Origin of the sequence: Leclercia sp. (assembly GCF_036780805.1) — a bacterium.
GTDB lineage: Bacteria > Pseudomonadota > Gammaproteobacteria > Enterobacterales > Enterobacteriaceae > Enterobacter.
Genome location: NZ_DAIQCE010000001.1, coordinates 606,355 through 626,891, shown reverse-complemented (window position 1 = coordinate 626,891; position 20,537 = coordinate 606,355). Strand labels below are relative to the sequence as shown.

22 protein-coding genes are annotated in these 20,537 nt (G+C 53.4%); 5 read left to right on the top strand and 17 right to left on the bottom strand.

Features of this window, described 5'->3' with window-relative positions; all coding sequences use genetic code 11:
- Positions 1–168: 168 nt before the first annotated feature.
- The 5 genes from V7Q49_RS02880 to ftrA all read right to left on the bottom strand — a co-directional run bounded on the left by V7Q49_RS02880 (position 169) and on the right by ftrA (position 5,696).
- A complete protein-coding gene (locus tag V7Q49_RS02880; protein WP_333849238.1) occupies positions 169–1,935 on the bottom strand; it encodes a hypothetical protein in 1,767 nt (588 codons plus the stop codon).
- Positions 1,936–1,945: 10 nt separating this feature from the next.
- A complete protein-coding gene (locus tag V7Q49_RS02875) occupies positions 1,946–2,800 on the bottom strand; it encodes a hypothetical protein (RefSeq protein ID WP_333849237.1) in 855 nt (284 codons plus the stop codon).
- Positions 2,787–3,434 carry a class I SAM-dependent methyltransferase gene (locus tag V7Q49_RS02870; RefSeq protein WP_333849236.1) on the bottom strand — a complete coding sequence of 216 codons (648 nt, stop codon included), beginning with the start codon at positions 3,432–3,434 and terminating at the stop codon, positions 2,787–2,789. Before V7Q49_RS02870 ends, V7Q49_RS02875 begins: the two co-directional genes overlap by 14 nt.
- A gap of 11 nt (positions 3,435–3,445) precedes the next feature.
- On the bottom strand, positions 3,446–4,420 hold the full coding sequence (locus tag V7Q49_RS02865; protein ID WP_333849235.1) for a glycosyltransferase family 2 protein: 975 nt from the start codon (positions 4,418–4,420) through the stop codon (positions 3,446–3,448).
- 313 nt (positions 4,421–4,733) lie between these two features.
- Positions 4,734–5,696 carry a transcriptional regulator FtrA gene (gene ftrA, locus V7Q49_RS02860; RefSeq protein WP_333849234.1) on the bottom strand — a complete coding sequence of 321 codons (963 nt, stop codon included), beginning with the start codon at positions 5,694–5,696 and terminating at the stop codon, positions 4,734–4,736.
- Positions 5,697–5,805: 109 nt separating this feature from the next.
- Between ftrA and V7Q49_RS02855 the strand changes: the two genes are divergently transcribed.
- Entirely contained in the window at positions 5,806–6,201 is a 396-nt protein-coding gene (locus tag V7Q49_RS02855) for a rhodanese-like domain-containing protein (RefSeq protein ID WP_333849233.1), read from the top strand.
- A 45-nt stretch (positions 6,202–6,246) separates the two neighbouring features.
- On the opposite strand, the gene V7Q49_RS02850 is transcribed toward V7Q49_RS02855, so the two are convergent.
- Complete coding sequence (locus V7Q49_RS02850) at positions 6,247–7,632, bottom strand: purine-cytosine permease family protein (RefSeq protein WP_333850476.1); 1,386 nt, start codon at positions 7,630–7,632, stop codon at positions 6,247–6,249.
- A 267-nt stretch (positions 7,633–7,899) separates the two neighbouring features.
- Here V7Q49_RS02850 and V7Q49_RS02845 point away from each other — a divergent pair, with 267 nt between their 5' ends.
- The 4 genes from V7Q49_RS02845 to V7Q49_RS02830 all read left to right on the top strand — a co-directional run bounded on the left by V7Q49_RS02845 (position 7,900) and on the right by V7Q49_RS02830 (position 11,937).
- Positions 7,900–8,472, top strand: a complete 573-nt coding sequence (locus V7Q49_RS02845) for a HutD/Ves family protein (RefSeq protein ID WP_333849232.1) — start codon at positions 7,900–7,902, stop codon at positions 8,470–8,472.
- Positions 8,465–10,738, top strand: coding sequence for an FdhF/YdeP family oxidoreductase (locus V7Q49_RS02840; protein WP_333849231.1), 2,274 nt, complete (start codon positions 8,465–8,467; stop codon positions 10,736–10,738). The genes V7Q49_RS02845 and V7Q49_RS02840 overlap by 8 nt, the downstream gene beginning before the upstream one ends.
- A 105-nt stretch (positions 10,739–10,843) precedes the next feature.
- A complete protein-coding gene (locus tag V7Q49_RS02835) occupies positions 10,844–11,251 on the top strand; it encodes an MbcA/ParS/Xre antitoxin family protein (RefSeq protein ID WP_333849229.1) in 408 nt (135 codons plus the stop codon).
- Positions 11,248–11,937 (top strand): RES family NAD+ phosphorylase, encoded by a 690-nt coding sequence (locus V7Q49_RS02830; RefSeq protein ID WP_333849228.1) that lies wholly within the window; start codon positions 11,248–11,250, stop codon positions 11,935–11,937. The genes V7Q49_RS02835 and V7Q49_RS02830 overlap by 4 nt, the downstream gene beginning before the upstream one ends.
- A 9-nt stretch (positions 11,938–11,946) precedes the next feature.
- Here V7Q49_RS02830 and V7Q49_RS02825 read toward each other — a convergent pair whose 3' ends face one another.
- The 11 genes from V7Q49_RS02825 to V7Q49_RS02775 form a co-directional block, all read right to left on the bottom strand.
- Complete coding sequence (locus V7Q49_RS02825; protein WP_333849227.1) at positions 11,947–12,348, bottom strand: YybH family protein; 402 nt, start codon at positions 12,346–12,348, stop codon at positions 11,947–11,949.
- Between the two features lie 108 nt (positions 12,349–12,456).
- Positions 12,457–12,780, bottom strand: coding sequence for an AzlD domain-containing protein (locus tag V7Q49_RS02820; RefSeq protein ID WP_333849225.1), 324 nt, complete (start codon positions 12,778–12,780; stop codon positions 12,457–12,459).
- Position 12,781: 1 nt separating this feature from the next.
- The gene (locus tag V7Q49_RS02815; RefSeq protein WP_333849224.1) at positions 12,782–13,516 is read right to left on the bottom strand and encodes an AzlC family ABC transporter permease; all 735 of its coding nucleotides are present in this window, start codon (positions 13,514–13,516) and stop codon (positions 12,782–12,784) included.
- Positions 13,517–13,658: 142 nt separating this feature from the next.
- Entirely contained in the window at positions 13,659–14,726 is a 1,068-nt protein-coding gene (locus tag V7Q49_RS02810) for an FUSC family protein (RefSeq protein WP_333849223.1), read from the bottom strand.
- A 494-nt stretch (positions 14,727–15,220) separates the two neighbouring features.
- Positions 15,221–15,625: a hypothetical protein gene (locus tag V7Q49_RS02805; protein WP_333849222.1), complete on the bottom strand. Its 405-nt coding sequence runs from the start codon at positions 15,623–15,625 to the stop codon at positions 15,221–15,223.
- 291 nt (positions 15,626–15,916) lie between these two features.
- A complete protein-coding gene (locus tag V7Q49_RS02800) occupies positions 15,917–16,564 on the bottom strand; it encodes an EcsC family protein (protein ID WP_333849221.1) in 648 nt (215 codons plus the stop codon).
- A gap of 156 nt (positions 16,565–16,720) precedes the next feature.
- Complete coding sequence (gene catA / locus V7Q49_RS02795) at positions 16,721–17,647, bottom strand: catechol 1,2-dioxygenase (RefSeq protein WP_333849219.1); 927 nt, start codon at positions 17,645–17,647, stop codon at positions 16,721–16,723.
- Between the two features lie 46 nt (positions 17,648–17,693).
- Positions 17,694–17,981: a muconolactone Delta-isomerase gene (gene catC / locus V7Q49_RS02790; protein ID WP_307762058.1), complete on the bottom strand. Its 288-nt coding sequence runs from the start codon at positions 17,979–17,981 to the stop codon at positions 17,694–17,696.
- A gap of 12 nt (positions 17,982–17,993) precedes the next feature.
- Positions 17,994–19,109 (bottom strand): muconate/chloromuconate family cycloisomerase, encoded by a 1,116-nt coding sequence (locus tag V7Q49_RS02785; protein ID WP_333849218.1) that lies wholly within the window; start codon positions 19,107–19,109, stop codon positions 17,994–17,996.
- Positions 19,106–19,873 carry a 3-oxoadipate enol-lactonase gene (gene pcaD / locus V7Q49_RS02780; RefSeq protein WP_333849217.1) on the bottom strand — a complete coding sequence of 256 codons (768 nt, stop codon included), beginning with the start codon at positions 19,871–19,873 and terminating at the stop codon, positions 19,106–19,108. Before pcaD ends, V7Q49_RS02785 begins: the two co-directional genes overlap by 4 nt.
- The gene (locus V7Q49_RS02775; protein ID WP_333849216.1) at positions 19,874–20,536 is read right to left on the bottom strand and encodes a 3-oxoacid CoA-transferase subunit B; all 663 of its coding nucleotides are present in this window, start codon (positions 20,534–20,536) and stop codon (positions 19,874–19,876) included.
- Position 20,537 lies beyond the last annotated feature (1 nt).

Genomic DNA, 20,537 nt, shown 5'->3' with positions numbered 1-20,537 from the left:
AATAAAAGCAAGGCGCTTTCCACAGCCTCGAAAATAGCCAGTCAGTAACGTTACTGACTGGCGTTACACTTTCCGATGCCCTTTTAATGACACATTCTCATTATCGTAAATACCTGCGAATACGCATCCTTGTATTCGCCGCCGTTCTCATGATAACAACCGATAAAGCTATTGAAAATAAAGTCGGAATGAGAAAGAACCACCAACTTTAACGCCATCTACATATGCATCACCTTTTGGATACATGTTTTTGGCACCAGGCCCAAACTTCGAAAATAAGAACACCGGTGCTTCATAGTCTGGTTTTAATGCCCACCAGGTAATGGAGTTATCCTGAATACAGCTATCGCATTTTAACCGTAAGCGATAAGTCTGGTTTTTTAATAATTTTGCATGATGCAAATCAAACCATGCATAAGAAGTATCATTCAGTGTCTCCATCTTGACTGGCTCACGCGTGATCACTACCCCAGACCGATCCAACAATTCCAGCGTCAGTTCCCCGTGATTAGTTCGTGCAAAGGTAGCCAGCATTAATTCAACACCATTAATGGAATTTGACTCAGCCATGAATGTCTGTTCAAAAGTACGCCCTCTTGTCAGAAATCCATAGTGGGTGTCAAAAAGGGATTGCTCTACAAATATGCTCGATTGCCACATACGTAAATCTGAAAACTTCACTAATGCTGGATAAAATGAAGTGACCAAACCGGCTACCATAATTGTCGTAACAGATAGCTGAACTATTTTGCTATTCAGGCGAGACATCACCCTCGCTATTATTAAAGAAAAAATAGGTAAAAAGCCAAAAAAATATCTGGCCTGCATTGCTCCTGTATAACCTGTATTCAGATGCAATTGTCTAATTGTAAACAGATAAATTACAAAAAATAAAACAAATCCTATAACCAAAGAAAACTCAAGATTAAAATTACTTCCATTTTTTGTTGTTTTCTTAACGAGGATATATGCTGCCATAATCCCCAGCATAATCAAAATGCCTTTTAAAATAATGGCTCTAATTTGACTATCAATAAATTGAACATGACCATAGGGTATGACAAGGCTTAATAAATTATTTTGAAAGAAGTAAACCACAAATTCTAATAAAGTGAATCTTTTCGACGTTGGATTATCAACAAAAAACCACGTTGCAGGATTACCCTGGGGAGCCGGATAAAACTTACCGTAACTTGCATGAATGCAGGCGAAATAAAGAACTACAACTACCCCAGATAAAAATACAAGTAACCATTGTTTAAGAGAAATTTTCTTTATTATTTTTATTAAGGTGAAGTAGTTGAACAACGAAACTGACGCTATCAGGCAGACGATAGCTAACGAACCCGTCGCTTTACTAAGTGAAGCGATAATACCACCAGCACAAATCAAAACGATATTCGAAGTAAGGACTGCCTCCTCTCTTTCTCTTCTCAATAAATCTATCAAACCGTAGATGAAAAAAGTACATCCCAGAATGTTAATTTGATCATTATTTATTGCACTACCCAAAACCACAAACATTGGAATAACTAATAAAAAAGCCCCTCCAACAAAAGTTGCCAGCAGAGATTTTGTGTTTTTGTATACCAAATTACATGTCATTGTAATAATAATGACAGAAATAGCCATGCTTACATACCGACCTAAGCTCGCATAGTTATCTTGTAAATTCAGAAGCTTTGCCAGTTCACCAACAATCATATAATACAAAGCTGGATGATTAAGGTAGTTTAGCTTTTCCTTAGAAAAAATCAGACCCTCATTATAATTAGGGAAATTATTTTTAATAACATCAGCCACATATCCCATATGGGCTAACTCATCAGGAAAAGTCCCCGGATAATAAGAGTGGGAATACCCCAATCCCAGGATGACAAATAACAAAGAAAGAAACGCGGTGATGATAAAAACTTCTCGTTTTTGCTTGCGCATAATAATCATCTTATCTTAATGTGATAGAATATATATAGAAAAAACAATCACCCACAACTGTCGTTATTCGACTAAGCACGACAGCGATTACAATATCAATCTCAGCGAAAAATGGTCGCAATAATAAAATAAGTATAAACTCTCGGACGCCTACCCCCGCCGGAGAACCAGGCGTGACAAGCCCTGCCAGCCATGCAATGACATAGGCACCAATAAGTGGCAATGTTAGTGCGGGATTCAGGAGCCAATCATCTGAGACTATGTACAAGACGCTGACAAAAACGCCACCAGAAACTAATAAGAAAGAGAAATATCTGGCGATTACCTTTATTAAATTCCCCTTTCCTTGCTGTTGAAGTCCGTATGTGATTAATAACGCAACAATGGCAAACAGTAAGAGACTATAATAAATATTGAATGCTGGATATAACAGGGGTAACATCCATAAGATAAAAACAGCGCCTGTTACAATTAAAAGCAACAGTTCCAGAAAAGTAGTCTTAGCTATCGCCTTTCCAGAAAAACCATATGACATCGCCAGTATTTGTCTACCGGCAAACTGAAAGATATTGCCAGGCACATATTTAGCTAACTGGGTCATGCCGTAGATCCGGGTTGCAACCCGATTACCGATCGCCTGTTCCTGGCCCACCATCAAAATACGCCACGCTGAGGCGAGGATGGTGTTGGCGGCACCATAGACACCCGCTAATAATAAAATGAGCAGCAGTAATTTTACGGTGAAGGTATCGTCGGGTAACTGCTTCCAGTATTGCGTAATCCGGTGCCCAACAAAAATGACACTTAATATAGCAATGACACTCCCTGAATAATTCAGGGCCTTACGTAAATTACTTTTCGTCATACGGCACGCACAACAACATAGTCCATGGGAATGGTGAAGAAACCTCCACGATTTTGAAATATTTTCCGACAAATCTGATAAATGATTTTTTTGACCAGTGCTGAATATGTCCTGGCGTGTTACCAAAACTTTTTAGATATTTCCCGCGGACCATGTTTAAACCACACCAGATTGGTTCCCGTGGAACACTGATGATCAGATATTTATCGGCCAGGCTTTGTAATACCTTCATCGCTCTTTCAGGATCTTCCAGATGTTCCATTACTTCACAGCAGACGATCAAATCAGCATTATCGGTTCCAGGCTTAAGATCATAGATACTTTTTGCGTTAAAGACCTCAGGTCTCAGATTCGCTGCCAGCGCATTTTCACGTGCCAGGGAAATAACATCATGCGAGAAATCACTGCCGACCGCAGTTTTCCCTTTACCATTCCATTTATTTACCCAAAAACCCTCTCCGCAGCCAACCTCATGAATGGTTTCAGGATTAGCTTGCGCAACAAATTGTTCCAGCGAAGAATCAAAACCATTCATCATCCATTTAACTATCGGATTTTTAGAGCCGTATTTGTCATAGGCATTCCCGAAAACCACGCCATCTTCTGACTTCCCGCCCGATACTTTGAAATTCATAGTCACCTCGTCTATTTCTGTTCTAATTTTTTATCAGCTTTATCTGCTTCATTCGAAGACAGTTGTGCGACCTTAAAGCGCAAATCTTCAAGCAGTTTTCTGTTGGCTGATAACAGATCGGTGATAAAGGCAACAAGAATAGTTTGAAAGCCCATCCCCATCAGTATCGATGCTAAGATTAATGACTGAATATAACCATTTCCGTCACCCGTGATATATTTGTACAAGAACCGGACGCCTAATAAAAATCCAGAGGTGAAAAGCACGGCACCAATTGCGCCAAAGAATCGGAATGGACGATATATAACAAAAATACGAACGATGGTAATAATGCTTCTTTTGATATACGACGAAATACTTTTTACCAGACGCGACGGGCGCAAATCTTCATTCACCCGAACAGCAACCGACGTAATGGTGATATTTTTCTGGCCTGCCTGAATAATGGTTTCTAAGGTATAAGTGTAGTCATTAAAAACCATCAATTTTTGCGCAGTCGCTCTCGACATTGCTCTGAAACCACTTGGCGCATCAGGAACATTGGTATTACTGGCTACACGCACCACCCAACTTCCCAGTTTTTGCAGGTATTTTTTAATTGGCGAAAAGTGATCAATAGCTGAAATAGGCCGTTCACCGATAACCATTTCTGCACGGTGTTCAAGTATAGGCGCAACTAATAAAGGAATATCATCCGCGGAGTATTGATTATCCGCATCGGTATTCACGATAACATCCGCATTTAAATTCAGACAAGCATCCAGCCCCGTCATAAATGCTTTTGCTAACCCTTTATTACCGGCATGCTTAACAACATGATCAACACCATTTTGTCTGGCGACGTTGATGGTGTCGTCAGTACTACCATCATCGACAATTAACCATTCAACTTTATCAAAACCATTTACCTGTCTGGGCAGTGCATTTAACGCAATAGCAAGTGTTTCAGCTTCATTGTAACAGGGGATTTGTATGATTAATTTCACTTTCCCTTCACCTTACTTTTTCCATGCCGGAGGGTTTTAGCCATTTATGAACTGCAAATATTTTATATTTAAACGAATCGCTTTACAAACTTTCGGCAATGAGTGCTGTGTAACCAGCAAACAGATTTTACTGGCTAATGAGAGATTATTCTCAATTAAACAGCGTTAACTATTTCATCACATTCAATTAAAAAGGAAGAGCCACTCATCTTCCTGGTCCGCCGTGTGAGCAAGACGACTCACACAATCTGTCGGATGCTGTTCATAATTTATAATTTAAATGACTGTTTATAAAGGTAATTATTTAAGTTCGTTATGGCACAGTTGAAGCAAACCCTCTCCGGTACGCCGCAGGCGTGGTCGACAGCTGATTTCTGAAATGATGACGCATCGTCGCCACGCTGCCAAACCCCACCTGCTCGGCAATCCGCTCTATCGACAGCTGGCTGTTCTCCAGCAGGTCCTGGCTGCGGCTCAGGCGGGCGTGCAATAACCACTGGGCGGGCGTTTTACCGGTCGTTGCGGCAAAACGACGCAAAAAGGTGCGCGGGCTCATGCCGACAAATTTCGCCAGCGAATCGACGCTGTGCGGCGCGGCAATGTTTGCAAGCAGGTAATCAAACAGCGCCCCCAGCCGATGGCCCTCATAGGCGACGGGCACCGCCTGCTGAATAAACTGAGCCTGGCCGCCGTCGCGATGCGGGGACACCACCAGCCGACGCGCCACCTGGTTTGCCGCCACGCTGCCATAATCCCGGCGCACCAGGTGCAGACACAGGTCGATACCCGCCGCGCTTCCGGCGGAGGTCAGGAGATCACCGTTGTCGATATAGAGCACGTCAGGGGTCACCTGAATGGCGGGATAGCGCTGTTGCAGCAGGTCGGTGTATCGCCAGTGGGTGGTCGCCTGACGGTTGTCGAGTAGCCCTGCGGCGGCCAGCACAAAGACCCCGGAGCAGATGGAGAGGATCCGCGCCCCACGCCGATGGGCGGTGACAAGCTGCTCGCACAGTGCGGCGGGCACCGGGACATCAGCCCCTCGCCAGCCGGGAACGATAATGGTGCCGGCCTGCGCCAGCAGCTCCAGCCCGCCGTCGACCATCAATCGGATGCCGCCCGTGGCGCGCAGCTCCCCCGGCTCGACACCCGCCACCGCAAAGCGATACCAGCTATCCCCCATTTCGGGGCGGGCAAGGCCAAAAATTTCCACCGCAATGCCAAATTCAAACGTACATAAGCCGTCATAGGCCAGGGCGACCACCAGAGAATTATTCATCACCGCACTCAGGGCATTTTTGTCATGATCCTGATGGTATATGGCATTTCTGCCAGCTGTCAAAACCGCGCTGCCGCCGTAGAGTTACGCCTCAACCCTGGAGGAAACAATGAGCTATGTGACTGATTACCCGACGGCGACGGCGGAAAACGCGGCAAACCATTTTTTACAGCGACTGAGTGTGGAAACAGATTGCGCCGATGTCTGGAGCGCCTTCAATCAAGGGGATATCGATTTTGTGCTGCTGCACGTGGTGGGCAGCCCGGAGAGCTTTGCCCGGCGCCACATTCCTGGTGCCCTGCATCTGCCTCATCGGGAGATCAATGCCCAGCGGATGGCAGCATGGCCAGCCGATACGCTGTTCGTGGTCTACTGTGCCGGGCCGCACTGCAACGGTGCCGATCGCGCGGCGCTGAAGCTGGCGCAATTGGGTCGTCCGGTGAAGATAATGATGGGTGGCATGACCGGATGGGCTGACGAAGGGTTTACTTTTAACGATCGGTAAAATACCCGCGACCCCGTATTAACGCCGGGGTCGCTGGCACTCCCCTTACCTGCCCGTCGCCGGATAGATCGTCTGTTCCGGCAGCACCCGGCGATCAAAACGTCGGAACGCGTAGTAAAGCGCCGCCGTGCAGAACCAGCCGATGATCCACGACACATCGTTGTCGGCAAAGATCCACGTCAGAGAGCCGTGGTAGAGCGGGTTCTCAATGAACGGCAGCTGGATCAGCACGCCAATGGCATACACGCTGATACCAAACATATTCCAGTATCCGTAGCGTTCGCGCGGATCGAACAGCGCCGGAATATCCACCGCCTGACGGGAAATAATAAAGTAGTCGGTCAGGCTGATGGCGCTCCACGGCACGAAGAACGCCAGCAGGAACAGCAGGAAATGGGTGAAGTGTTTCAGGAATGCAGGCTCGCTGAGCAGCGCAATCACGCAGGAGATGGCCACCATCAGCACCACAAAGATCACCCGGCTTCTCTGGCTTAACGTGGTCTGGTTGCGAAAACCCGACACGATAGTGGTCAGCGACATAAAGCTGCCGTAGGCGTTCAGGGTGGTGAAGGTGATTTTGCCGAAGCAGATCGCAAAGTAGATCACCATCGCCATGGCTTCGCTTTTACCCAGCCCGACGATATAGCTCACCTCATGGCCCTTAAAGGCGCTGCCGGCAATCGCGGCGGTGATCACCCCGAGGGTCATCGAGGCCTGGGTGCCGAGCACCGTGCCGCTGAAGACCGAGAAGAAGGTTTTCACCCCGGAGACGTCGCGCGGCAGATAGCGTGAATAGTCTGACACGTAGGGGCAAAACGCGATCTGCCACGAGGAGGAGAGCGACACCGCCAGCAGGAACATCGGCATCGAGAAGTGGTTATTCTCCGCAATTGCCGCCAGGTCGCTGGACATCAGCAGGGCGATAAACAGATAGACAAACGCCAGGACCCCCACCACGCTCGCGACCTTGCCGAGCTTGTGGATCACGCGATAGCCCAGCACCGCAATTACGATAATGATCGCGCTGAACAGGATCATCCCCGCCACGTTGGACACTGACAGCAGTTTTGCCATCGCCTGTCCGGCCAGCACCGTGCCGCTGGCGGAGAAACCCACGTACATCACGCACACCAGCACCAGCGGGATCACCGCACCCAGCACGCCAAACTGGGCGCGGCTAATGATCATCTGCGGCAGGCCCAGACGTGGCCCCTGTAGCGCGTGGAACGACATTACCGTCGCCCCGAGGATCTGCCCCACCAGCAGGCCAATAATCGACCATACCACATCGCCGCCCAGCACCACCGCCAGCGCACCCGTGACGATGGCCGTGATCTGCAGGTTGCCGCCAAACCACAGCGTAAACTGACTGAAGGGGTGGCCGTGACGCTCATTATCCGGGATGTAATCGATAGAGCGCGTTTCCGATATCCGCGTCCCGTTTTTCTTTGACTGCTCTTCTGAAGACGAAAAAGACGACATAGTTTCCTCTCTGAATGGATGATTAATGGCCGTCAGACACCCTGCCTGCGTCAGGTAAAAGCCACCTGACAGCTCATGTATATACAACCATTGACATCTGCCGACACGGATCTGATGATGGATTTGTGAACTGAACTGTGAATAATTTGTAATTATTATGAAAAGCATCTGTAGCGCAGATGCATTATCAACTCCCACAATCTGGGCTAAACGGACATGATTACCCCTTTTACGCTTGCTTCTCTGCCTGTCACCCCGTGGAAAAACGGAGCGGGCGAAACCCGCGAAATCGTCCGCATTCCCTCTGGGGATGCCCCCTTTCTGTGGCGAGCCAGTATTGCCACGCTCGGCCAGGATGGACCTTTTTCCCTCTTTCCCGGCGTCGACCGGGTGATTATGTTGCTCGCCGGTTCCGGGCTGTGGCTGCGCGGCGACAACCTGCTGCATCGCCTTGAGCCCGGCGTGCCCTGGGCTTTTCCCGGGGAGTGGCCGCTTGCCAGCGAGGGCATCACCGGGCCGGGCATGGACTTTAACGTGATGACCCAGCGCAGCCGTGCCCGGGCGCAGGTGACGATTGCCAGCCGCGCTCTGCGACCCGGCGCGGAGGGTATTGCGTATGTGCTGAACGGCCACTGGCAGTTAGCCGGAAAACATCACTCATCAGGCAGCGGGATCTGGTGGCAGGGGGAGACGCCGGGTGAGCTTGTGCCACACTCAGAGGAGGCGTCGCTGCTGCTGGCGGAGATCCGCCGCCATGACGAAAGACCAGACAGGAGTACAGATGAGTAACAACAGACGAGCGGTTCCCGGGATCCGTCATTACGCCGGACCGGCAGGCGGCTGGGGAGCCTTAAAAGCCACGGCGATTGCCGTGCGTACGCAGATGGACGCCTTTGACGCCCCTGCAACCCTGCTGCGCACCAACCAGCCCGACGGCTTTGACTGCCCGGGCTGCGCCTGGCCGGACAAAGAGCACAAGTCCACCTTCCAGTTTTGCGAGAACGGCGCCAAAGCGGTGACCTGGGAAGCAACCACCAGGCGCGTCACGCCGGAATTTTTCGCCGAACATACGGTCAGCGCCCTGTGGGCGAAGAGCGATTTCGAGCTGGAGGGCTATGGCCGTCTGACCCATCCCATGAAGTACGATCCCCGGAGCGACACCTTCCGCCCGGTGGAGTGGGACGAAGCCTTTGCCCGGATCGGCGAGGTACTGCGCGGCCTGGCACCGGATCAGGTGGAGTTTTACACCTCCGGGCGCGCCTCGAACGAAGCCGCGTTCCTGTATCAGCTGTTTGCCCGCGAACTGGGCACCAATAACTTCCCGGACTGCTCCAATATGTGCCACCAGGCCACCAGCGTTGGCCTGCCGCGCTCCATCGGGATAGGTAAAGGCACCGTCTCGCTGGAGGATTTTGACCACACCGAGCTGGTGATCTCCATCGGCCACAACCCGGGCACCAATCACCCGCGGATGATGGGCACCCTGCACGAGCTTGCCCGCCGGGGCGTGCCGATTATCGTCTTTAACCCGCTGCGCGAAACCGCGTTAGAACGTTTTGCCGATCCGCAAAGCGTCAGGGAGATGGCGACGTACAGCGCTACCGATATCGCCTCGACCTACTATCAGGTAAAAGCCGGGGGCGACGCCGCCGCGTTAAAAGGCATTGCCAAACATCTGCTGGTGCTGGACGCGCTGGATCACGACTTTATCGCCGCCCAGACCCAGGGGTTCGCCGGGTTTGCCGCTGATATCGCGGCAACATCCTGGGAGGCGATTGAACGGGAGTCGGGGCTCAGCCGGGCCGATCTGGAGAGCGTGGCGCAGATCTACGCCAAATCCCGCGCCACTATCATTACCTACGGCATGGGGATCACCCAGCACAACAAAGGTACTGCCAACGTGCGCCTGATTGCCGACCTGCTGTTGCTGCGCGGCAATATCGGCAAGCCCGGGGCGGGCATCTGCCCGTTGCGCGGCCACTCCAACGTGCAGGGCAACCGCACGGTGGGGATCACTGAAAAACCGACCGCCGCCTTCCTCGACCGGCTGGGCACGGTGTTTGGCTTTACCCCGCCTGCCGCCCACGGCCATGATGCGGTGCAGGCCGCCCAGGCGATGATTGACGGCGAGGCGAAAGCGCTGCTGTGCCTCGGGGGCAATTTTGCCGTGGCGATGCCCGATCACGATAAAGCCTTCCCGGCGCTGAAAACGCTGGATCTCAGCGTGCATGTTGCCACCAAGCTGAACCGCACCCACCTGCTGGTGGGTAAAGAGACGTATCTCCTGCCCTGCCTCGGGCGCACCGAGCTGGACATGCAGCGCAGCGGCCAGCAGTCGATCACCGTAGAGGATTCGATGTCGATGGTGCACGCCTCCAGCGGGAAGCTAAAACCGGCCTCGCCGTGGCTGCGCTCGGAGCCGGCCATTGTCGCCGGGCTCGCCCACGCCACCCTGACGAACAGCAACACCGACTGGCTGGCGCTGGTGGCCGACTACGACCGTATCCGCGACCGGATTGAGCAGACTCTTCCCGGCTTTGAGAACTTCAACGCCCGCATCCGGGTGCCTGGCGGTTTCCGCATGCCGCTGCCACCTACCGAGCGCATCTGGCCGACCGCCAGCGGCAAGGCGATGTTCTCTCTGTTTGATGGCGTAACCGAGAACAGCCCGGGGGAAGGCGAAAACGTCCTGCGCCTGGTCACCCTGCGCAGTCACGACCAGTACAACACCACCATCTACGCCCTGGATGACCGCTATCGCGGGGTGTTCGGCCGCCGCGACGTGCTGTTTATGAACGAAGAGGATATGCAGCAGCTGGGGCTGGAGCACGGCGATCGGGTGGATATCACCACCGCCCTGCCCGACAGCCAGCAGCGCCTCGACGACATCACCCTGGTGGCCTACAACATTGCGCCGGGCACGGTGGCCGCCTACTACCCGGAGGCTAACGTACTGGTGCCGCTGAATTATCTTGATAAAGAGAGCGGCACGCCGTCGTATAAATCGGTGCCGGTGCATATCACTCTGCGTTCAAAAGAGATTCGGACGTTATAAAACGTCATGCGCCTTAACCCGGCAAAGGTGTCTTCACGTAGACAGATTATCTTATTTAGTTCATGCTAAGACTATATGAGTGACGCTGAGCTGAGGAGTAATCACATGACGAAGCACCTGAACCTTGACTCTGAAGCCCGCGGCGATCGCGATCTGATCGCCATCAGAGCCGCAATGAATATTCTGGATAAATGGGGCTGCTCGACTGAGCAACAGCAGAACATTCTGCAGCTCTCCAGAGCGGCGCTCTACAAATACCGCCAGAAAGAGACGAAGACGGCCTCGCTGACCCACGATCAGTTAACCCGGATCAGCTACCTGCTGAATATGCACTCGGCGCTGCGGATCGTGTTCAGCAACCCGGAGAACGTCTACGGGTTTATGTCGATGGCGAACCACAATGCTTACTTCAATGGGGCAACGCCGTTATCCCTGATTGAAGGGGGCGAGTTCGGCAACCTGCATGAAGTCGCCAAGCGGGTGGACGTCCTGCGCGGAGGCCTGTCCGGATGATTCATCCCGAACTTCCCAGAACGGCACTGACTCCCGTCACCGGTTACCGCCTGCTCCATACCAAGTATCCTGCCATTTACGTGTTCGAGGACGTGGCCACTCCGGAGGAGTTCGACGTTCTCTATGACATTCAGAAATTAACGAATCCGCGCCTGACGCAGGAGGTGGGTAATCTGGATCTGCTCCCTCGTGAGGAGTGGGTGCTGGGGATCCGCGGGGCGCATTACGCGATGGCGGCTTTCACCCACATCAACCCCGACGGCAGCCGTTTTTCGAATGGCGATTTTGGCGTCTATTACCTCGGAGACTGTCAGGAAACAGCGCTGGCCGAAGTGGTCTACCACTGCCAGCGCTACTGGCGGAACGTACCTGAACTGAAGTTCGAACGATTCGAGTACCGTTGTCTGGAGACGGAACTGAGCGGCTCGTCATTTACCGATATCACCGGCCTGCCGGACACGCATCCCTGGTACCATCCAACGGACTACCGCGCACCGCAACAGCTGGGTGCCAGCCTGCGCGTCGCGGGTGAAACCGGTGTGATTTACCGCTCGGTTCGTCACCGGGAGGGCATCTGCTGGGCGCTGTTAACGCCGAAAAACATCACCAGCATTATTCAGACCTCCCTGCACCAGATCATCTGGGACAAAGGTATTGTCAGCGTCGGGCTGGTGACCCCCACCTGAGCACAGCATTCAGGCATTTTCACCATCTAAAATCGAGGTGCCGTAAGAGTTGTCGATGGTGCAGAGCCAACGGTCGTTTTCCTGGCGGAAGACATAGGTTGCCCGACGCGTTAACTCAGCGGTTCCACCCAGTTCATCGGGATAAAAAAGCTGGGTTTCCATGATCACCAGCGCATCGCCGCCACCTTCGATAATCTCCATTTCGCCCTGTTTCACGATCAGCCGATCCTGAAAATAATCGGAGATGGAAATAAACGCGTTGCGGATATTGTTTTTACCTCTGACAATCGTCCCGGGCTTGACCACCAGCACGGCGTCTTCTGCGTAGTACTCCATCAGCGAGTCAAAATCTTTGGCGGAGATCGCCCTGTCACAGGACTTAATGATCTGGCGAAGCGGATGTTCGTTCATGCGGTATTCTCCTGGTGAGTGGCTGCCTGTATTCACTCTATCACTGGATCGCCAACTTTGTAGGCCGGGCAAGCGAAGCGCCCCCGGCATATCTATTTTGTTTGAAGATTAATGCGCTAAAAAATACCCCGCCGCGCAAAACGCCACCACCCCGGCAATCACCGTCGCAAATAATCCACGGGTAAGAATGCCCACCAAGGTGGCAAACCCCGCCGCCAGCAGCGAGATGCTGATCCCGGAATCGGTCATCGCGGGCTTGCTCAGCAGTTCGGCGGCGACCAGGGCGGCCATGATGGCGGTGGGGATAAAGCTCAGCCACTGCAGCAGCACCTCCGGCAGGCGAAAGCGGGATAACAGCAATACCGGCACGGTACGCATCAGGGCGGTGACCAGCGCCGAGGCGAGAATGGTCAGCAGAATATGTCGTTCCATCCTATTTTCCTTTCCGGGTGCGTAACAGTAGCGTCGCCAGGGTGGCGGCAAGAGAGGCGGCCACAATCACCACCAGGCTGAGCGAGCCACTCCCGGCAGTTAACAGCGTAATGACCACCGCAACCGCGATATTGATCGTTTCCAGTACCTTTCTGCGGCTGGCGAACCACATCATCAGGATCAGGCCGATAAACATCGACACCAGGCTGAAACCCAGCCCTTCCATCAGCGATGCAGGCAGCGTGGTCGCCAGCCAGGCACCGGTCACGCAGGCGATAATCCAGTTCAGCCAGGCGGTCACGTTCAGGCCCAGCATCCAGGCATAGCTGATGTTGCCCTGCGGGCTGGCGCGCTGTACCGCCACGCCGAAGGTTTCATCCGTCAGCAGCAGCCCGCTGACCACCTTTTGCAGCGTCGTGTAGTCGCGAAAAAAGACGCTCATGGACGAGCTCATCAGCAGGTAGCGCAGATTGACCAGCAGCACGCTCAGCACCACGGAGGCCATCTCCGCTCCCGCCGCCCACAGGGAGTAAAACAGAAACTGCGCCGACCCGGCGTAGAGGGCGCTGGCCAGCAGGGCAATTTGTCCGGTGGTAAAACCCGAGAGGGTGCCAATCGCCCCGGCGGCAAAGCCAATGCTCCAGTAGCCCGCAATGGTCGGAATACAGGCGGCAATACCGGCCCGAAATTCGCCCGTCGCGGACGCGGGGTGCCCGGTATGTATCTTCGTTAACATTATTGCTTCCCTTGTATTGCTTAGTGCGATAACTATCTTAAGAATCAACAACAAAAGCCAGAGTAAAAATGAGTTCTGGTTTGTAGGCCGGGCAAGCGAAGCGCCCCCGGCATTGCTCCACCCTGCCACGATGCGCACTATTTCAGACACTCAGTTTTAACGCGCGAAATACCGCCATCACCATGCCAATGATAATAATGGCGATCAGTATGCTGATACTGCGCATAACAGCCTGAACGGGCGCGGTCAGCCATAACGTATCCTGTATAAAAACGATGATCCAGGCCACGGTAAACTGACGCCCAAAATAGCTGATGGACGGTTTTTCCTGCTGCAGATGACACCCCAGCCATAATCCCGCGACCAGCGTGGCGATATAAACCGGGGGATAATGATGCATGAAGGGTAAAAGGAGCAAACTCAACAGCGTAGCGGCCATACAGCCGTATAAACGTTGCTGCATTCGCTGGCCGATCTGCTGCTGTGCGGGCTGAGTCGAGGCCGGAAGCATAAAAACGGCCAGTACCGAAACCATCGCCTGCCAGAATCCCGTCATATGAAAAGCAAGCAGTACCGGCGTCAGCAGTAACAGCGTGATCCCGGCCTGGAGGGGTAACAGCGGTCGTCGGGGTGGCTCAGGGTGACTATTTTGTTGCGGCGATACAGCCTGTTTACGCCGGTTCAACGGATAAAAAAGTACCGTAATCGCAATACAGACAATACAGCCCAACACCACCTCTTCGATGCGGTTAAACGTAAACCGCAACAGATGACGAAACTCATTGTTCTTCTGCGCTTCCGCCATCACCATCATGGATGTGACCGCGCCCAGCACCCAGGAATATGACCAGCGGGAGACGTCCGCCCGCCATACCGCCACGCCCCCGACTATCGTGCAGAACAGGATCAAAAACGCCGCATCCTGGATCAGATACGCGGAAAGCAAGAGCGCCAGCACACCGCCAAGCACGGTCCCTGTCACCCGGTTGAAAGCCCGAACCGTCGAAGCCTTTACTGAGGTGTTCATCACCGCATAGCTACTCAGCGCTGCCCAGCCAGGGTAATCGAACCCCGCCAGATCGGACAACAGCACCGACACCAACACGGCAGCGATGACCTGAATCGCGAAGGTTTCTTTCAAGGTTGCTGCAGCCAGACGACGTAGCCATTGTTTGAGTTGAGCAGTTGGGGAATGAAAGCGGATGTTCACGATCTGCCCCCTCTTTTGTATGTGGCTAACAAGGAGTGTAGTTAGCCGCGCAGGGCAAGCCAATCACCCGGTATGACCTTTCTGGAAGCCGCCTCGCAAAGGCTCAAGTAACCTGATGTAATTCGGGGGGGAGTCTTTTTTCCAGGGGATCGGCGTCGTAGAGTGACGGCGTTGCGGCACATCCGCAATCGGGCGTAGGAAATCATGGATATAACCGGTTTGCTGCATGATAGGGTGTGGTTGTGGGCGAAATTTGTGAAGGAGCCGTATATTGCGGTGCAACAAACGTAGTTGAAAATTATTGAACGTTTTCGAATAATATTATCGACGGGGCTGTAGAGCGCCCCGCTCAGAAATTTGTAGATGAGGTATGGAAAGATGACTATGCGTAAGGTTAACGCCTGGCCATTTATAATCTGGCGTATCATGCATAACCCTAAAACCTTACCCCATCAACCTTTAAATATAAAAGAAAATTTGAATTGTTCTCACGCCTATTTTTTGAAACCACTATCGGATAGATTCAAATATACTGTAGCCCTCATTTCACCCTCTTTAGCGGAAGGCAAATCCTTTGTGATTTGATATCTCGTGGAATGAGTAGACAGGATCCATTGTTCTTCGCCTGGAACTTTTCTTGCCGTTATACTTCCATCTTCGAATCTGGCTAACGCGCGGTCAAATGCGGATTGCGCCCCGATTGAAAATGCTTCAAGAATCAGTTGATCGATGTTTTCATCATTGTTTAACCCTTTAATTTTAAGTTGTTCGATTAAGTTTTCTAATTTTGCAGTGGGTATTTTACCCGTTGCTTTGACATCAAACTCGCTTTCAAAACGAGTGACAACCTTATTAATGGATTGTGAGTGTGCTTCCGCTTTAATTTGATGGTATCGCATTAATACATCCGATTATGAAGTTGACAAGTAGTTGATAACATAAAATGCGTAAAGACCTATGACATCGACATGACTAAAACACCACAATCAATTGTGATAGTCATATTTCTAATTGATGTCAATGAATACAAATTCTGGCCCCGCATGATAATTTAAGTTTAATCAGTTAAACTACAAACGTTAATGGACGTTGTAAAATATTAGCAACGTCCTGAAAAAACTCCTGCTTCAATGTCTTTTAGAGATGAGAAAATCATTTAGAATTTCAGATGCCTTCATCTCAGTAAATTTTCACGATTCGTTTACTGCACTAGACTCGATGAACGTTTTTCGAGCTACATTTCCTACGACATTTGTTGAGAGACCATCAAATGTGCCACCGATAACGCCGCCTACTAGTGGAATCATTTTACCTAAGTTGATTGCCCCTTTTTGACCAAATTTTGTGAGCAATCTAAATCCTACCATCTTGTTGATGGCAAAAATCGTCTCCTTTGAGATGCTCTTAATCAACTGAGCAGACATCTTCGAACCGATTACGATGCCTGTTCCTTTAAGAATATCTTTTGCAGCATTGCCCGCAAGGCAAGTGTAGACCAGCGCTTTAACGCGATCGTCTTTAACGTCATACCCTCCCATAACGGCTATTGCGGTTATCATGCGAATTTGGACATACATTACAGTTGCGATACTGGCAGGGATTGCCACTGGCATCGTGATAACCCCACCCAGTCCGGAAACAAAGCCGGTGGTAACCGATTTAGTATTTTGCCATCTGATGAGAGAATTCACCTTTGCCACTAAATCCTCTTCTCCCTTCAGGTAGTTATCAGCCATTTCATATGCTGAATCCGTACCTGGGATGCTCCCATCCAGGGCTTTTTCATAAGCCCAGTCAAGGGCTTGCATTATTTTTCCTTCACTAATTTTCTCAGCCATTTCCCTATCCTCTTAACAAAAACAGTAACCCTTATGTTTATCGACCTTTTTAAAATTTTCTTTAAGTTGAAATTGGCAAAACATAGGTATTACTCATTGTTTTCTCCAAAAAAAACGGGGCCGCTATGCGACCCCGGCTCTCTCAACTTTTAATACTCACTCCATAACCCGCGCCCGCTTCCCTCTCTGCTCTTCCCCACCTTCATTCGCTTCCACCAGCGTGAAACTAAAGTTCACCTCCGTATGCTCCCCGTCAAGATCCCGCGCCTTCGCTACAGCCGCATCCGTAATCTTCACCGGATCCGCAATCAGCTCCGCGCGGGTCGCAAAGGCAAAGTCATCCCACAGATACTCATCCCCGTTCAGGTTGATCTGGGTGGTCAGGTGCTTATATCCCGGGGCCGACACGAAGAAATGCACGTGCGCCGGGCGGTTACCGTGGCGGCCAATGGCGGTCAGCAATTTCTGGGTTGGGCCATCCGGCGGGCAGCCGTAGCCGCAGGGCACGATGCTGCGCACCGTGTAGCGGCCATCATCACCGGTACGGACGCGGCGGCGCAGGTTGTATTCGCTCTGGGACTGGTCGAAGAAGGAGTAGCCACCGAGGGTGTTGGCGTGCCAGATATCCACGATAGCGCCTGCCACTGGCTTACCCTGCAGATCGGTTACCTGGCCCTGGAGCCACATGGTTTCGGCCTGCTCCTGACCGTCATCCATGCGGGCAAAGCCTTCGCTCAGCGGCGCATTCGCCACGTACAGCGGGCCTTCGATGGTGCGCGGGGTGCCTGATTCGTTGCCGGATGCCGCTTCTTTCTCGTCGGCACGCATATCCAGATAGTGCTCCAGGCCCAGACCGGCTGCCAGCAGCGCCGCTTCCTGGCGTCCGCCCAGCTCGTTGAGGTAGTTCACCGCCACCCAGAACTCTTCGTCGGTCACGTCGAACTGCTTGATGGTCTTGCACAGATCGCTCAGCAGCTGGTGCATGATGTTTTTCAGACGATCGTTGCCGCCGGTAGAATTTAAGCCGCTGCTGATCGCCAGTAAAGTGTCCAGTTCGGTTTGATGTACAGGATTCACAGACATTGCATCTTCCTCTTTGTAGGGTACGTTTGTTGTTGTTTTTTGACGACTAGTGTTCGTTATGAATCGAGGACGGATGCATGCACAGGGGCTGCACGCTGATCTCCATCCACGGGTAGAGCGGCAGCGCGGTCAGGATGTCGTGCAGCTCCTGGTTGTCCGCCACGTCAAAAATGCTGACGTTGGCGTACTGCCCGACCACGCGCCAGATGTGCGGCCATTTGCCTTCGCGCTGTAAACGCTGGGAGTAGGCTTTCTCTTTCGCTTTGATCGCTTCTACTTCTGCCGACGGCAGCGACGACGGGATGTTGACCGTCATTTCCACTTTAAAAAGCATCGCGTTTTCCTCTTATTGCCGTGCGTAATGACGCAGCTTGTCTTCGTCGATGTCGACGCCCAATCCTGGCCCCTGCGGTAACGTCACCTGTCCCTCGCTGAACTCCAGCGGACGTACCACGATGTCATCCTTCAGCAGCAGCGGGCCGAACATCTCGGTGCCCCACTGCATTTTTACCGTCGACCAGGCGTGCAGCGAGGCCACCGTGCCGAGCGTGCCTTCCAGCATGGTGCCGCCGTACAGCGCCACGCCCGCCGCCTGCGCCACGTGCGCCAGCTTCAGGGTCTGCGCTGGGCCGCCCGCTTTGGCGATCTTCAGGGCATACGCGCCGGTAAAGCCGCCGCTTGCCAGGGCGTAGCCGTCATGGCTGGTTGCTACCGCTTCGTCGGCCAGAATGGGCACCGCAAAACGCTGGCTGAGGGTGATGAGTCCTTGCCTATCCCACAGTGGGATCGGCTGTTCCACCAGGTCGATGCCGCCAGCCTGCAGCTGGGTCATACCTTTGATGGCGGTAGTCAGATCCCAGGCCTGATTGACGTCGACCCGCACGCTCACCGCATCCCCCAGCGCGGCTTTGATCGCCAGGGCGTGATGAACGTCCACATCCAGCCCGCGGGCGCCGATCTTCAGCTTGAAGGTGTTGTGCCGTCCTTCCGCCAGCAGGCGTTTGCCCTCTTCAATGTCTTTTTGCGTGTCGCCGCTCGCCAGGGTCCACAGCACCGGCAGGCGCTGCGTCAACGCCCCGCCCAGCAGGGAACTCACCGGCAGCCCCAGCGCTTTGCCCTGGGCATCAAGGAATGCGGTTTCGAGGGCGGATTTCGCAAAGGTGTTGCCCTTCACGCTGGCGTTCATCTTCTCCGCCAGGTCAGCCACGCCGTGGAACGACTGGCCGCACAGCAGCGGGGCCAGATAGGTTTCAATCGCGGATTTGATCGCCTCCGGGCTTTCCGAGCCGTAGCTGAGGCCACCGATGGTGGTGGCTTCCCCCCAGCCGGTAATGCCGTTGGCGCATTGCATGCGGACGAGGGTCAGCGTCTGGCAACCCATGGTCGCCATCGACAGCTTGTGCGGGCGAATGGTCGGGATATCCACCAGCCAGCAGGCCAGGGATTCAATGGTGATACTCATGTCGCAGCTCCTGCGGTTAAAAAGGCGATCACATGGTGATTAAAGGCGTCCGGGCAGGCCACGTTCGACAGATGTGAGGCGGGCAAGGCGACGCATGAGGTCTGCTTCGCCTGGGCGGCAAGCCACTGTGCGTCCTGCACGGTAGTGACCGGATCCTCAGTACCGGCAATCACCCACATCGGGCGCAGCATGGCGGCCACGTCTTCGCGCAGATCCGCCGCGGCCAGCGCTTCGCAGCAGGCGGCATAGCCTTCGGGCGGGGTAGCGGCGAGATCGTCGATCAGCAGCTGGACTATGCCGGGGTTTTGCTTGCGGAAGGCCGGGGTAAACCAGCGATCCGCCGCGGTGCTGGCGACCGGGGCCATCCCCTGCTGACGCACGGTGGCGGCACGCTGCAACCAGCCTCTGGACTCGCCGATCTTCGCCGCGGTATTGGCGACCACGATGCGCGGAAAGCGCGACGGGGCATGACGGTTGAGCCACATCCCGGTCATCCCGCCGAAGGAGATACCGCAGAAGAAGGCGTGCTCAATATCCAGATGATCCAGCAGATCAATCACGTCCTGCCCCAGCGAGTCGAGGGAGATGCCCCCTGCCGGAACAGGTGAGCGACCGTGCCCGCGGGTGTTGTAGCGCAGCACGCGGAAGTGCTGAGTGAGCTCAGCCATCTGCGGCTGCCACATCTGCCAGGTGGTACCCAGCGAGTTGGAGAGCACCAGCACCGGGGCCGTCTCCGGGCCATCGAGGCGATAGTCGAGATCCATTCACGCCTCCTCGGTTTCGGCGTTGAGGGCAAAGGTCAGCGCCACCGGGGTGACGGACCGGAGGTACTCTTCGGTCACGTCGCCAAACAGCTCGCGCACCACAATGCCTTCGGCGGTGATATCCATCACCGCCATGTCGGTGTAGATCCGGTCGATGCAGGCCATCCCGGTCAGCGGATAGGTGCAGGCCTGGACGATTTTGCACTCGCCCTGACGGGTCAGATGTTCGGTCATCACATACACCCGCTTCGCGCCAATCGCCAGATCCATCGCCCCGCCGACCGCCGGAATGGCGGAGGGTTCGCCGGTGCTCCAGTTCGCCAGGTCGCCGCGCTCTGAGACCTGATAGGCCCCCAGCACGCAGATATCGAGGTGGCCGCCGCGCATCATGGTGAAGGAGTCGCCGTGGTGGAAATAGCAGCCGCCGTCGAGGAGCGTCACCGGCTGCTTCCCGGCGTTAATCAGCTCGGGGTCTTCTTCGCCCGGCTCTGGCGCAGGGCCCATGCCAAGAATGCCGTTTTCGCTGTGCAGGAAGATCTCGCGATCCGCCGGGAGGTAGTTGGCAATCCGGGTCGGCAGGCCAATACCCAGATTCACGTAGGCCCCTTCGGGGATGTCCCGGGCGATGCGTTCGGCCAGCTGTTGATGGGTCAGTTTATTCACG

What these genes read in the sequence shown, in the direction of transcription:
- V7Q49_RS02880 (WP_333849238.1), bottom strand. Translation starts at nt 1,935, where the DNA reads ATGCGCAAGCAAAAACGAGAAGTTTTTATCATCACCGCGTTTCTTTCT.
- V7Q49_RS02875 (WP_333849237.1), bottom strand. Translation starts at nt 2,800, where the DNA reads ATGACGAAAAGTAATTTACGTAAGGCCCTGAATTATTCAGGGAGTGTC.
- V7Q49_RS02870 (WP_333849236.1), bottom strand. Translation starts at nt 3,434, where the DNA reads ATGAATTTCAAAGTATCGGGCGGGAAGTCAGAAGATGGCGTGGTTTTC.
- ftrA (WP_333849234.1), bottom strand. Translation starts at nt 5,696, where the DNA reads ATGAATAATTCTCTGGTGGTCGCCCTGGCCTATGACGGCTTATGTACG.
- V7Q49_RS02855 (WP_333849233.1), top strand. Translation starts at nt 5,806, where the DNA reads ATGAGCTATGTGACTGATTACCCGACGGCGACGGCGGAAAACGCGGCA.
- V7Q49_RS02845 (WP_333849232.1), top strand. Translation starts at nt 7,900, where the DNA reads ATGATTACCCCTTTTACGCTTGCTTCTCTGCCTGTCACCCCGTGGAAA.
- V7Q49_RS02840 (WP_333849231.1), top strand. Translation starts at nt 8,465, where the DNA reads ATGAGTAACAACAGACGAGCGGTTCCCGGGATCCGTCATTACGCCGGA.
- V7Q49_RS02835 (WP_333849229.1), top strand. Translation starts at nt 10,844, where the DNA reads ATGACGAAGCACCTGAACCTTGACTCTGAAGCCCGCGGCGATCGCGAT.
- V7Q49_RS02830 (WP_333849228.1), top strand. Translation starts at nt 11,248, where the DNA reads ATGATTCATCCCGAACTTCCCAGAACGGCACTGACTCCCGTCACCGGT.
- V7Q49_RS02825 (WP_333849227.1), bottom strand. Translation starts at nt 12,348, where the DNA reads ATGAACGAACATCCGCTTCGCCAGATCATTAAGTCCTGTGACAGGGCG.
- V7Q49_RS02820 (WP_333849225.1), bottom strand. Translation starts at nt 12,780, where the DNA reads ATGGAACGACATATTCTGCTGACCATTCTCGCCTCGGCGCTGGTCACC.
- V7Q49_RS02815 (WP_333849224.1), bottom strand. Translation starts at nt 13,516, where the DNA reads ATGTTAACGAAGATACATACCGGGCACCCCGCGTCCGCGACGGGCGAA.
- V7Q49_RS02805 (WP_333849222.1), bottom strand. Translation starts at nt 15,625, where the DNA reads ATGCGATACCATCAAATTAAAGCGGAAGCACACTCACAATCCATTAAT.
- V7Q49_RS02800 (WP_333849221.1), bottom strand. Translation starts at nt 16,564, where the DNA reads ATGGCTGAGAAAATTAGTGAAGGAAAAATAATGCAAGCCCTTGACTGG.
- catA (WP_333849219.1), bottom strand. Translation starts at nt 17,647, where the DNA reads ATGTCTGTGAATCCTGTACATCAAACCGAACTGGACACTTTACTGGCG.
- catC (WP_307762058.1), bottom strand. Translation starts at nt 17,981, where the DNA reads ATGCTTTTTAAAGTGGAAATGACGGTCAACATCCCGTCGTCGCTGCCG.
- V7Q49_RS02785 (WP_333849218.1), bottom strand. Translation starts at nt 19,109, where the DNA reads ATGAGTATCACCATTGAATCCCTGGCCTGCTGGCTGGTGGATATCCCG.
- pcaD (WP_333849217.1), bottom strand. Translation starts at nt 19,873, where the DNA reads ATGGATCTCGACTATCGCCTCGATGGCCCGGAGACGGCCCCGGTGCTG.